Below are 13,164 nucleotides of genomic sequence, written 5' to 3' on the forward strand. Positions count from 1 at the left end.
AAATTCAATGCAATTCTTGCTGTAGTACAACAGTAAGACGATTACTCATGCCCATAGGGGTGCTGAGTAGTTACGTCCCACTTCACACCCAGGCAAGGGCGAACCTTTGCTCCATCGGTGCTGCCGAAGTTATTGGTAATCTCTACCTCACCACCCAGGCTCAGGTTCTCGCAGCCGAAGTGCTGACCTACGTTGTACCAGAGCTGTGGCTCGGTGATGAATACTGTGTGGCGGGTCTTAGCCTTGCCGTCGTCATCTACGGTTCCGTGGGTTTCCCACCAGAAATCAGCGAAGCCGTCAAACTTCAGTCCCTTTACGCCGAAAAGGTCGTTGCAGGTCCATACGGCTGTCAACTGCATCGGAACATTCTGGTCGGTCTTGCGGATGGTCTTATAGAGAACGTCCAGATTCAGGGTGTTCTTGTAGGTAGCATCGTGAATCAGATACTCCACACCGAAGAGCCAGGCATTGTTGATAGGGTAGTTCTTGGTGATACCGCCATTGTACTCTACGTGCAGGCTCCAGTTTTTCATGCTGCTGTTCTGCCAGAAGTTCAAGGCACGTGAAATCTCGGTATAGGTGCCGCCCTGTGCTACGTTTGGACTGTTAGGGTCCATCTTGTCGTAGTTGAAGTCGTGGTCAACGAAGAAGTAGGTGCTTCCCCATTTGTCCTGCTTGAACATCTCCAAGGTCAGGGTTACATACTTACGGTCGTTACCGAAATCATAAAGAATCTGTGCATTGGTCTGTGCAAGAGTCTTGCTTGCTGGAAGCAATGCCAATGCCATCAGCAGGAGGCTTTTTAATTTTTTCATAACAATGTTTTCTTGTTTTTGATGATGAAGTTTAAAATATGATTTTAAACTAAAAAATAAAATATGAGACGGAATTAAAAAAGACTGCGAACATAATACCCGCAGTCTTTTTTGTATATATATATCAAATTGAATTTTCCTTTGCTTAGATATCAAGCCAATCTTTTTCCTTTGCTTAGTAAGCGAAGAGAGGATAATCCTTCATGGTCTCGTTTACCTTTTCGCGAACGCGGGCGATGACCTTCTCATCCTCTGGTGAATTCAATACTTCCTCGATGAGCTCTGCGATGAGATGCATCATATCCTCCTTGGCGCCACGGGTTGTCATGGCAGCTGTGCCTAGGCGGATACCTGAAGTTTGGAAGGCAGAACGTGAATCGAATGGAACCATATTCTTGTTGACGGTGATATCTGCTGCAACAAGCGCATTCTCTGCAACTTTACCTGTGAGGTCTGGATATTTGCTTCGGAGGTCAACGAGCATGGAGTGGTTGTCTGTACCACCACTTACGATGCCGAAGCCACGACCCATCAGATCGTCAGCGAGAACGACAGCATTTTTCTTCACCTGCATGGCATAATCCTTCCAGGATGGCTGCAGGTTCTCATTGAAGGCAACAGCCTTGGCAGCGATGACGTGCTCCAGCGGACCGCCCTGCTGACCAGGGAATACGGCAGAATTCAAGAGCATGCTCATCTTCTTTACCTCACCCTTCTTGGTAGTCAATCCCCATGGGTTGTCAAAATCCTTGCCCATCAGAATGATACCGCCACGAGGACCACGGAGAGTCTTGTGGGTAGTAGAAGTAACGATGTGGGCATACTTCAATGGGTTGTCGAGCAGACCGGCTGCAATCAGACCTGCAGGGTGAGCCATATCAATCATGAGGAGGGCACCCACCTCATCTGCAATCTTGCGCATGCGGGCATAATCCCACTCACGGCTGTAGGCACTACCACCACCGATAATCAGCTTAGGCTTGTACTCCAGAGCCAGCTTCTCCATCTCGTCGTAATCCACACGACCCGTCTCCTTGTTCAGGTTGTAGCCGATAGGATTGTAGAGAATACCAGAAGTATTGACGTGGCTGCCATGAGAAAGATGACCGCCGTGATCGAGGTTCAATCCCATAAAAGTATCACCCGGTTTCAGTACGGCGAGCAATACAGCAGCGTTAGCCTGAGCACCAGAGTGAGGCTGCACGTTGGCATACTCAGCACCAAAGACTTTCTTCACGCGTTCGATGGCAAGGTTCTCTACGATATCCACCACCTGGCATCCACCATAGTAGCGCTTGCCAGGCAGACCCTCTGCATACTTGTTGGTAAGGTAAGAACCCATAGCGTTCATCACCTCGTCACTTACGAAATTCTCAGAAGCAATCAGCTCCATACCTTTCAGCTGACGCTGATGTTCTCTTTCGATTAAGTCGAAAATCTCTTGATCTTTAACCATTCTTATTTATTTTATGTGATTGATGCTACTTACAAAGCTCCACTTTGTCCAGTTGCTGCTCCTTATCGCAGTAATGGCAGCGTACGATACCGAGAGCCTTATCTACGGTGTGGAAGAGGGTCTGCATAGGCTCGTTGTTGGTGATGCACTTAGGGTTGTTGCACTTTACGATGCCCCTGAGCGTATCTGGAGTCTCTACGGTCTTCTTCTCCACGATTTCGTAGTCCTTGATGATACTCAGTCCGATGTTAGGAGCCACCACAGAGAGGCGGTTGATTTCCTCATCGGTAAAGTACTTGTTGGCAACCTTGATGATGCCCTTCTTGCCGATCTTCTTGGAAGGCAAGTTGTAGCCGATGGTAACAGGAGTGTCCATCTTCTCCAACTGGAGCAGATTCACTACCTGATAGGTTTTCTCGGCTGGTATATGGTCGATTACGGTACCGTTCTCGATAGCCGCAACTACTAATTGGCTTTTATTGTTTCCCATCTCTTTTTTTTTAAAAAATGTTGAGTGTTGAATGTTGAATGTTGAGTGAGGCTTGCGCCCTTGAGGCCCATGTTAAGTGTCCGTTAGGCAATTTAACATTCAACACTCAACATTCAACATTATTCAATTATGCTTTTGTCATTCTTCACATCCTCCAGTGTGATACCGAGGCAGTGGCAGAAGATAGCCTCACGGGCATAGAGACCATTCTGAGCCTGCTGGATGTAGTATGCATGTGGATCATCATCTACATCGTATGCAATCTCGTTGACACGTGGCAGTGGGTGCATGATTTTCATGTTCTCCTTTGCCTTGCAGAGCATGTCGCGCTTCAGGATATACACGTTCTTCACACGCTCGTACTCCATCAGGTCGCTGAAACGCTCCTTCTGTACACGGGTCATGTAGAGAATATCGGCGCCGGCAATCACATCCTCGTTGAAATCCTCGTGCTCCACGTACTTGATGTTGTGCTCCTTGCAGTAGAGTTTGTACTCCTCTGGCATGGCAAGCTCCTTAGGTGCGATGAAGTGGAAGGTAGGGTTGAAGTGGCGCATAGCGGTGATAAGTGAGTGAACGGTGCGGCCATACTTGAGGTCACCCACAAGATAGATGTTCAAGTTCTCCAGGGTTCCCTGGGTCTTGAAGATAGAGTAGAGGTCGAGCAAGCACTGGGATGGATGCATGTGGGCACCATCGCCGGCATTGACGATAGGCACTGGAGCTACCTCGCTGGCATACTGGGCTGCACCCTCGATGAAGTGGCGCATGGTGATGACGTCGGCGTAGTTGCTCACCATCAGAATTGTGTCCTTCAGCGTTTCGCCCTTGGTAGTGCTGGATGTCTTGGCATCAGAGAAGCCGATGACACGTGCGCCAAGGCGGTTGGCAGCAGTCTGGAAACTGAGTTGGGTACGAGTAGATGGTTCGAAGAAAAGGGTCGCTACGACCTTTCCCTTTAACAACTCCCTGTTGGGATGTTTTTCAAACTCTTGCGCCATTTCGAGGAGGTACATGATTTTCTCCTTCGAGAGGTCGGCAATCGTCACAAAATTATGTTTTTCCATACGAATTTTGATTGAATGTTCTGAAATCGCCCCCAAAGTTACATATAATTTCTGATTTATGTGCGAGATTTCGAAACTTTTTAGTAATTTTGCACAAAATAAATGAAGAAATAGAGATGAGAAAACATTTTATCTATACGTTATGGGGCATTTTTGCCACCTTTGTCGTGTCGGCTATGCTGGCCTTCTTTGCCATCTGGAACGGATGGATCGGTTACATGCCGGACATCGAGGACCTGCAGAATCCTATCAGCAGATTCGCCACTCAGGTGTATTCGTCTGATGGAAAGGTGCTGGGTACATGGAACCTGAACAAGGAGAACCGTATCGTGATACCTTATAAGAAGATGTCACCTTATTTAATAAAGGCACTGGTTGCCACGGAGGATGAACGATTCTATGAGCATTCGGGCATCGACTTCCGTGCGCTCGGTCGTGCCATCGTGAAGCGTGGACTCTTGGGACAGACCAATGCCGGAGGTGGATCTACCATCACCCAGCAGCTTGCCAAGCAGCTCTATTCCGAAAAGGCATCGAGCACCCTGGAGCGACTGCTGCAGAAACCGATAGAGTGGGTCATCGCCATCAAGCTGGAGCGATACTATACCAAGCAGGAAATCCTGGCACTCTATCTCAACTACTTCGACTTCCTGCACAATGCCGTGGGTATCAAGACGGCGGCGAATACCTATTTTAATAAGGAACCGAAGGATCTTACCCTCACCGAGGCGGCTACGCTCATCGGTCTCTGCAAGAACCCTTCGCTCTTCAACCCTGTGCGCTATCCGGAGCGTGCCCGCGACAGAAGAAACGTGGTGCTCTCGCAGATGGTGAAGGCGGGCTATCTGGATCATGCTGAATACAGCCAGTATTCGGCAGAACCGCTTACGCTCAACTTCCACCGTACCGACCATAAGGATGGTTCGGCTACCTACCTGCGCGAATATCTGCGCAAGTATCTGATGGCTACCCGTCCGGAAAAAAAGGATTATGCATCGTGGAACTATGCTCAGTTTGTTACCGATTCCATCCTCTGGAATACTGATCCTCTGTATGGATGGTGCAACAAGAACTTCAAGAAGGATGGTTCTCCATATAATGTATATAGCGATGGATTGAAGGTGTTCACCACTGTGGACAGCCGCATGCAGCGATATGCAGAAGAGGCTGTATATCAGCACGTGGCACGCTATCTGCAGCCAGCCTTCAGCAAGGAAATTTCAAGCAAGCCAAGTTCGCCATACAGCGACAAGCTCACCCCTAAGCAGATCAAGGCTATCCTGAACCGCAGCGTTACCCAGTGTGAGCGCTACCGACAGATGAAGGAGGCGGGATGCTCGGCAGAAGAGATTCACGATACCTTCCGCAAGAAGATTCCGATGACCGTGTTTACTTATCATGGCGACATCGATACGCTGATGAGTCCGCTCGATTCCATCCGCTATTACAAGACCTTCCTGCGCAGCGGATTCATGAGCATGGATCCTAAGACGGGTGCCGTGAAGGCATACGTGGGTGGATTGGACTATACCCACTTCATGTATGATATGGTAAGTCTGGGAAGAAGACAGGTGGGTTCTACCATCAAACCGTTCCTCTACAGTCTGGCGATGGAGAACGGATTCTCGCCTTGCGATCTGGCACCTAACCGCCAGCAGACCTATATGGTGGCTGGCAGACCATGGACGCCGCGCAATGCCAACCATTCGAGATACGGACAGATGGTTCCGCTGAGCTGGGGATTGGCACAGAGTAACAACTGGATCAGTGCCTATCTGATGAGTAAGCTGAACCCATCGCAGTTTGTCCAGCTGCTGCATGACTATGGTATCAACAACCCTGATATTCACGCATCTCTGAGCTTGTGTCTCGGACCGTGCGAGGTGAGCGTGAGCGAGATGGTGAGCGCCTATACAGCCTTTGCCAACCATGGTATCCGTACGGCTCCGATGTTCGTGAGCCGCATCGAGGATAACGAGGGTAACACCATCGCCACCTTCCAGCCACGAATGAATGAGGTGATCAGTGCCGACAATGCCATGAAGATGCTCACCATGATGATGGGCGTAGTGGATAATGGTACGGCAGGAAGACTGCGCTACCGTTATAAGCTGGAGGGACAGATTGGTGCCAAGACGGGTACCACCAATAATAACAGCGATGGATGGTTCATCGCCTTTACTCCGCAGCTGGTAAGTGGCTGCTGGGTAGGCGGTGAGGATCGCGATATCCACTTCGATTCCATGAGTATGGGTCAGGGTGCCACTATGGCGCTGCCTATCTGGGCTATCTTCATGAAGAAGGTGTATGCCGATGTCTCGCTGGGCTACAGTCCGGAGGTGAAGTTTGATATCCCTGCCGATTACAACCCATGCTACCATGTGGGCAGCGGCGGCGAACAAGACTCCTTTGAGCAGGTGAATGCCATCGACGAAGTATTTGAATAATTCCTCGGGAAGTGCTCCTGATGCCGTCATCAAAAGACTATCCGCCATTTTTGCACTCATTTCTTTTAAATAGTGCAAAAATGGCGGATGTTTTTTGCTTATCTCCATTATTTTTTGTATTTTTGCAAAGTTTTAGGGCTCTTGTGCCACAAATGCGTGATGACGAGGAGATTCCCAAACGCTTGATAAAGAGAAAATAATAAAAAAACATTATAATGAACGTTTCATACAAATGGCTTAAAGAATACGTCGATTTCGACCTGACACCACAGGAGACTGCCGATGCGCTGACCTCTTGCGGACTCGAAGTGGACGCTTTGGAGGAAGTACAGTCTATCAAGGGTGGACTGAAAGGTCTTTACGTAGGTAAAGTGTTGACATGCGAGGCGCATCCTAACAGCGATCACCTCCACGTAACAACCGTTGACTTGGGCAAGGGTGAGCCACAGCAGATTGTCTGCGGTGCGCCTAACGTAGCTGCCGGTCAGAAGGTAATCGTTGCCGACCTGGGCTGCGTGCTCTACGACGGCGACCAGAGTTTTACCATCAAGAAGAGCAAGCTCCGCGGTGTAGAGAGCTTGGGTATGATCTGTGCTGAGGATGAAATTGGCGTGGGTACATCTCACGACGGTATCATCGTGCTCCCTGAGGATGCACCTGTAGGTCAGCCTGCTGCCGAGTACTATCACCTGGAGAGCGACTGGCTCATCGAGATTGATATCACAGCCAACCGTGCCGATGCACTCGGCCACTGGGGTGTGGCCCGCGACCTCTATGCCTGGTTGAAGCAGAATGGCTATGAGACCAGCCTGCATCGCCCATCTTGCGATGAATTCGTGGTAGATAACGAGGATCTTCCTATCGATGTAGAGATTGAGAACACCGAGGCTTGCAAGCGCTATGCCTGCGTAAGCATCACTGACTGCGAGGTGAAGGAGAGCCCAAAGTGGTTGCAGGACAAACTGAACATCATCGGCTTGCGTCCAATCAACAATATCGTGGATATCACCAACTACATCATGATGGCATACGGTCAGCCATTGCACTGCTTCGATGCCGACATGGTTACCGGTCATAAGATTGTAGTACGCACCCAGCCAGAGGGCACCAAGTTCGTGACCCTGGATGGCGAGGAGCACACCCTGGGCGAGCACGACCTGAGCATCTGCAATGCCGAGGAGCCAATGTGTATCGCAGGTATCTTCGGCGGTAAGGGTTCCGGTACTTACGAGACCACCAAGAGCGTGGTTCTGGAGAGTGCTTACTTCCACCCAACATGGATCCGCAAGAGCGCTCGCCGTCACGGCTTGAGCACAGATGCCAGCTACCGTTTTGAGCGTGGCGTAGATCCTAACGGACAGATTTATGCATTGAAGCAGGCAGCTATCCTCTGCAAGCAGTTGGCTGGCTGCAAGATTTCCATGCAGATCAAGGATGTATATCCAGAGCCAATGCAGGATTTCCCAGTTCGCCTGAACTATGAGTATGCTCACCGTCTCATCGGTAAGGAGATTGGTGCTGAGACCATCAAGAATATCGCTACATCTCTGGAGATGAAGATCGTGAAGGAGGATGCTGAGGGCATCGACCTTCTGGTTCCTGCTTATCGCGTGGATGTTCAGCGTCCTTGCGACGTGGTAGAGGATATCCTCCGTATCTATGGATATAATAATGTGGAGATTCCAACCCAGTTGAAGAGTTCTTTGACTGTTCAGGGTGATGAGGACAAGGCTTATCACAGCCAGAACCTCGTGGCTGAGCAGTTGGTAGGCGAGGGCTTCATGGAGATTCTCAACAACTCTCTGAGCAAGACCAGCTACTATACAGATCTGGAGCTGAACAAGTATCCTTTGGAGAACGTAGTGAAGGTGATGAACCCATTGAGTGCAGATCTCGGCGTGATGCGCCAGACTATGCTCTTCGGCGGTTTGGAGAGCGTAGCCCGTAACATCAACCACAAGAGCCAGAACCTGAAGTTCTTCGAGGTGGGTAACACCTATATATATAATAAGGAGAAGTGGAGCGAGGAGAGTCCTATCAAGGCTTACTCTCAGGAGGCTCACATGTCACTCTTCATCACCGGTAAGCGTGTAGAGGGCAGTTGGGCTCATGCAGATGAGCAGAGCTGCATCTACGAGCTGAAGGCTGTGGTAGAGAATATCCTCCGTCGTGTAGGTATGCCACAGAACAACCTCGTAATCAAGCACAGCGACAACAACATCTTTGCCAAGGGTGTAAGCTACGAGACCCGTGCCGGCAAGGTATTGGTAGAGATGGGTATCCTGAGCCACAAGCTGAAGAAGGCATTCGACATTGAGCAGGATGTATTCTATGCTGATGTTCACTGGGATAACGTGGTGAAGACCGTGAAGAAGGTGAACCTTACTTACACAGATATCAGCAAGTATCCATCAGTGAGCCGCGACCTTGCATTGCTCGTTGACAAGAACGTAGAGTTTGCACAGATTGAGCAGATTGCCCATCAGACCGAGAAAAAGCTCTTGAAGAGCGTGGTACTCTTCGATGTTTATGAGGGTAAGAACCTGCCAGAGGGCAAGAAGAGCTATGCCGTGAACTTCATCCTGCAGGATGAGGAGAAGACATTGAACGACAAGCAGATTGATGCCATCATGAAGAAGCTCATTGCCAACCTCACAGGCAAGCTCAACGCAGAACTGAGATAATGCAGAATGCGATTGACGCAGAACTGAGATAATATTACAAACAAAAACGATAAACATTTAAAATTTTATTCCAATGGGAAGAGCATTTGAATATCGTAAAGCTACAAAGCTGAAAAGATGGGGCCACATGGCCAAGACATTTACTAAGTTGGGTAAGCAGATTGCCATCGCTGTAAAGGCAGGCGGTCCAGAGCCAGAGAACAACCCAACATTGCGTGCTATCATCGCTAACTGTAAGCGTGAGAACATGCCTAAGGACAATATCGCTCGTGCCATCAAGAACGCTTGTGGCAAGGATACCAGCGATTACAAGGAGGTGACATACGAGGGATATGGCCCTCACGGAGTTGCTGTGTTCGTTGATACATTGACAGATAACACAACCCGTACAGTGGCTGATGTTCGTTCTATCTTCAACAAGTTCAGCGGTAACCTGGGTACAACAGGTTCTTTGTCTTTCCTCTTCGACCACAAGGCTGTGTTTACATTCAAGAAGAAGGATGGTCTGGATATGGACGAGATGATTCTCGACCTGATTGACTACGGCGTAGAGGACGAGTTCGATGAGGATGAGGAGAACAACGAAATCACTATCTACGGTGCTCCTACAAGCTTCGGCGAGATTCAGAAGCACCTGGAGGCTGAGGGCTTCGAGGTAACTGGTGCCGAGTTCACCTACATTCCTAACGATTTGAAGGATGTTACTGCTGAGGAGCGCGAGACTATCGACAAGATGGTTGAGAAGCTGGAGGAGTTTGACGATGTTCAGACTGTCTATACCAACATGAAGCCAGTAATTCCTGCAGACGCAGAATAAGCATTATGTTGCAGCAAGAGAAACAGGATAAGTTGACCAAGGTTACTTATCAGACTCATGGTACCTGCTCTAAGTACATCTGTATCAGTGTTGATGAGGATGGAAAAGTGCAGGATGCCCAGTTTATCGGCGGCTGCGATGGCAACACCAAGGGTGTTTGTGCCTTGATTCAGGGCATGAAGGCCAAGGAAGTCATCGCCCGACTGAAGGGTATTACTTGTGGTAACAAGCCTACAAGCTGTCCAGACCAGTTGGCTACAGCCTTGCAGGAAATGGGATATTAATACAATAAAGAGGGTGTGTCATCAATCCATGACACACCCTCTTTTCTAATACTTGAAGACATCATCCAGCAAAATCTCCTTCGGATTCTTAGCTGAATAATAAACGAAGCGGAAGGTGAAGTGGGCATCCTTGTAAACCTTCAGACCAGGGTTGTTGTCCAATGCCTCTTTCTGAAGTTTGTGGAGCTTATCCTTGTTGGCATCAATCGCCTTCTTGTTGTCCGCTTTGTTGCGAAGAGTCATGTAATAAGAGAACACGCGGGTGTTCTTGTCAAACACGGCACTGTCTGTTCTGCTGTCATTTACGTATGGGGTAGGACAGTATTTCTCTGTGTATTCCTTAGCCTCACGAACCGCCTTATCTTCCAGATTTTCAGTGCAAGATACGATCAAACTAGCCAAAAATAGGCTATAAATTGCTTTTTTCATCATTATTATATATTTTTTTTGCAAAGATACGAAAAAAAATACTATCTTTGCACTCCAAAGAGAGAAAAATTGTATGGAGAATATAAATAAGATAAGAAATTTCTGCATTATTGCACATATTGACCATGGTAAAAGTACTTTGGCAGACCGATTGTTAGAGAAAACTCAGACCATCAAGATTACTGAGGGGCAGATGCTTGATGATATGGACCTGGAGAGAGAGCGTGGTATCACCATCAAGAGCCATGCCATCCAGATGGAATACAAGGCAAAGGATGGAGACACTTACATCCTCAACCTCATTGATACTCCGGGACACGTCGATTTCTCATACGAGGTTTCTCGTTCCATTGCAGCGTGCGAGGGAGCGCTCTTGGTTGTGGATGCCACCCAGGGTGTCCAGGCTCAGACTATCTCTAACCTCTATATGGCTATTGAGCATGACCTGGAGATTATTCCGGTCATCAACAAGATAGATATGCCTTCGGCTATGCCGGAGGAAGTGGAAGATGAGATTGTGGATCTCATCGGTTGCAAGCACGAGGATATCCTCCGTGCATCCGGTAAGACCGGCGAGGGTGTCGAGGATGTTCTGGAAGCGGTGGTAAACCGTGTTCCGGCTCCTAAGGGAGATGACAAGGCACCACTCCAGGCTTTGATCTTCGACTCTGTATTCAACTCATTCCGTGGTATCATCGCCTACTTCAAGATCGAGAACGGTGTAATCCGCAAGGGCGACAAGGTGAAGTTCTTCAACACCGGAATGGAATATGATGCAGATGAGATCGGCGTACTGAAGATGGATATGATTCCCCGCAAGGAATTGGGTGCCGGTGAGGTAGGTTACATCATCTCGGGTATCAAGAATGCTACCGAGGTAAAGGTGGGTGATACCATTACCCACATCGCACGTCCTTGTGAAAAGGCGATTGCTGGATTCCAGGAAGTGAAGCCAATGGTCTTTGCCGGCGTTTATCCTATCGATCCTAGCGATTACGAGAATCTGCGGGCCTCATTGGAGAAACTGCAGCTCAACGATGCTTCGCTCACCTTCTCGCCAGAGAGTTCGGTTGCCCTGGGCTTCGGTTTCCGATGCGGATTCCTCGGTCTGCTCCACATGGAGATTGTACAGGAACGTCTGGACCGTGAGTTCAACATGGATGTCATCACCACCGTTCCTAACGTATCCTATATGGTATATGACAAGCAAGGTGGTGTGAAAGAGGTACATAACCCATCGGGACTGCCCGATCCAACGCTCATCGACCATATCGAGGAGCCGTATATCCGAGCTACCATCATCACAGCTACCAATTATATCGGTCCTATCATGAAGCTCTGTCTCGACAAGCGTGGTGAGCTTATCAATCAGGAATACGTGAGCGGTAACCGTGTGGAGCTGCATTTCATGCTGCCATTGGGCGAGATTGTGATCGATTTCTACGATAAGCTGAAGAGTATTTCCAAGGGATATGCTTCGTTCGACTATCATATCGATTCCTTCCGTCATTCCGACCTGGTGAAGCTGGATATCCTCTTGAACGGAGAGCCGGTGGATGCCCTGAGTACTTTGACCCATCGCGACAACTCTGTGAGCTTCGGCCGCAGAATGTGCGAGAAGCTGAAGGATCTGATTCCACGTCAGCAGTTTGATATTGCCATTCAGGCTGCTATCGGTGCGAAAATCGTAGCCCGTGAAACTGTGAAGCAGGTGCGCAAGGATGTTACTGCCAAGTGCTATGGTGGTGACGTGAGCCGTAAGCGTAAGTTGCTGGAGAAGCAGAAGAAGGGTAAGAAGCGTATGAAGCAGATTGGTAACGTAGAGGTGCCACAGAAGGCATTCCTTGCGGTACTGAAGCTTGACTAAGAGATTCGACGATATAAATTTTAACAATAGGAGGAACTTGAATTATGAGTGATTTTAAGGTTATCACCCCTAAACGTGACATAGCCAGAGAGCTTGCCCGTAGGTATAGTACGATGACTCATGACGAGTTGGATATACTGGAATCAATCCTGGAGCCAATCAAGTATGGCAAGGGCGAAAAGATTCTGGTAGAGGGTGAGGTGTGCAGAAACATTTCTTACATAGAGAAGGGATTGGTGCGCCAATTCTATACCAAGTATGATAAGGAGGTAACAGAACACTTAGGTGTTGACCATTCTATCTTCATGTGTATTGAGAGTCTTTTCAAGGAAACCCCTTCCTACCTCCAGGTTGAGGCTTTGGAGCCTACCTTGGTGTATGCTTTGCCGAAGGCGAAGCTCGAGGCGGCTGCCATGAGAAATGTAAACATCCAGATGCTTTACCGTAAGATTCTGGAAGAGAGTTTGATTCAGTCGCAGGTACATGCCGACCTGATGCGATTCGAAACTGCGCCTAATAAGTATAAGCGTTTGTGCGAGCTGAGTCCGCAGGTGGTGCTCCGTGCGCCGCTTACTTATATCGCCAGTTATCTGCAGATGACGCCTGAGACGCTGTCTCGTATCCGATCAAACACTTTGTTGTAATGATATAAAAAGAAGAGGGTGTGTCATAAGTCACAGTCAATACGCCCTGAAAGGGCAGAAGCTCCTAGCCCAGGGCATCGCCCTGGGTTTTATAACAAATACAAAAAAGTCGCCCTGAAAGGGCAAAAGCTTTCAATTTCAAAGCTTTTGCCCTTTCAGATCGG

11 protein-coding genes are annotated in these 13,164 nt (G+C 48.7%); 6 read left to right on the top strand and 5 right to left on the bottom strand.

Annotation, left to right across the window (positions count from 1 at the left end; translation table 11 throughout):
* Nucleotides 1–41: 41 nt before the first annotated feature.
* From AAAT87_RS13710 to pyrB, 4 genes are all read right to left on the bottom strand, one after another.
* Nucleotides 42–815, bottom strand: a complete 774-nt coding sequence (locus AAAT87_RS13710; RefSeq protein WP_349226725.1) for a DUF5020 family protein — start codon at nt 813–815, stop codon at nt 42–44.
* 175 nt (nt 816–990) lie between these two features.
* On the bottom strand, nt 991–2,271 hold the full coding sequence (gene glyA / locus AAAT87_RS13715; protein WP_295024239.1) for a serine hydroxymethyltransferase: 1,281 nt from the start codon (nt 2,269–2,271) through the stop codon (nt 991–993).
* 25 nt (nt 2,272–2,296) lie between these two features.
* Entirely contained in the window at nt 2,297–2,761 is a 465-nt protein-coding gene (gene pyrI / locus AAAT87_RS13720; RefSeq protein WP_295024238.1) for an aspartate carbamoyltransferase regulatory subunit, read from the bottom strand.
* A 119-nt stretch (nt 2,762–2,880) separates the two neighbouring features.
* A complete protein-coding gene (gene pyrB, locus AAAT87_RS13725; RefSeq protein ID WP_295024236.1) occupies nt 2,881–3,828 on the bottom strand; it encodes an aspartate carbamoyltransferase in 948 nt (315 codons plus the stop codon).
* A gap of 116 nt (nt 3,829–3,944) precedes the next feature.
* Here pyrB and AAAT87_RS13730 point away from each other — a divergent pair, with 116 nt between their 5' ends.
* The 4 genes from AAAT87_RS13730 (at nt 3,945) to AAAT87_RS13745 (ending at nt 10,060) form a co-directional block, all read left to right on the top strand.
* Nucleotides 3,945–6,275, top strand: a complete 2,331-nt coding sequence (locus AAAT87_RS13730) for a penicillin-binding protein 1A (protein ID WP_295024234.1) — start codon at nt 3,945–3,947, stop codon at nt 6,273–6,275.
* A gap of 215 nt (nt 6,276–6,490) precedes the next feature.
* Nucleotides 6,491–8,959, top strand: a complete 2,469-nt coding sequence (gene pheT, locus AAAT87_RS13735; protein ID WP_349226726.1) for a phenylalanine--tRNA ligase subunit beta — start codon at nt 6,491–6,493, stop codon at nt 8,957–8,959.
* Nucleotides 8,960–9,032: 73 nt separating this feature from the next.
* Entirely contained in the window at nt 9,033–9,776 is a 744-nt protein-coding gene (locus tag AAAT87_RS13740; protein WP_349226727.1) for a YebC/PmpR family DNA-binding transcriptional regulator, read from the top strand.
* A 5-nt stretch (nt 9,777–9,781) separates the two neighbouring features.
* A complete protein-coding gene (locus AAAT87_RS13745; protein WP_089542850.1) occupies nt 9,782–10,060 on the top strand; it encodes a TIGR03905 family TSCPD domain-containing protein in 279 nt (92 codons plus the stop codon).
* Nucleotides 10,061–10,105: 45 nt separating this feature from the next.
* Here AAAT87_RS13745 and AAAT87_RS13750 read toward each other — a convergent pair whose 3' ends face one another.
* Complete coding sequence (locus tag AAAT87_RS13750) at nt 10,106–10,492, bottom strand: DUF8479 domain-containing protein (RefSeq protein WP_296974218.1); 387 nt, start codon at nt 10,490–10,492, stop codon at nt 10,106–10,108.
* Nucleotides 10,493–10,562: 70 nt separating this feature from the next.
* Between AAAT87_RS13750 and lepA the strand changes: the two genes are divergently transcribed.
* Nucleotides 10,563–12,356 (top strand): translation elongation factor 4, encoded by a 1,794-nt coding sequence (lepA, locus tag AAAT87_RS13755; RefSeq protein WP_297134181.1) that lies wholly within the window; start codon nt 10,563–10,565, stop codon nt 12,354–12,356.
* Between the two features lie 44 nt (nt 12,357–12,400).
* Nucleotides 12,401–13,000 (top strand): Crp/Fnr family transcriptional regulator, encoded by a 600-nt coding sequence (locus AAAT87_RS13760; RefSeq protein ID WP_349226728.1) that lies wholly within the window; start codon nt 12,401–12,403, stop codon nt 12,998–13,000.
* Nucleotides 13,001–13,164: the final 164 nt, after the last annotated feature.

This window comes from Segatella sinensis (assembly GCF_040095255.1).
In the GTDB taxonomy this organism is placed as follows: domain Bacteria; phylum Bacteroidota; class Bacteroidia; order Bacteroidales; family Bacteroidaceae; genus Prevotella; species Prevotella sinensis.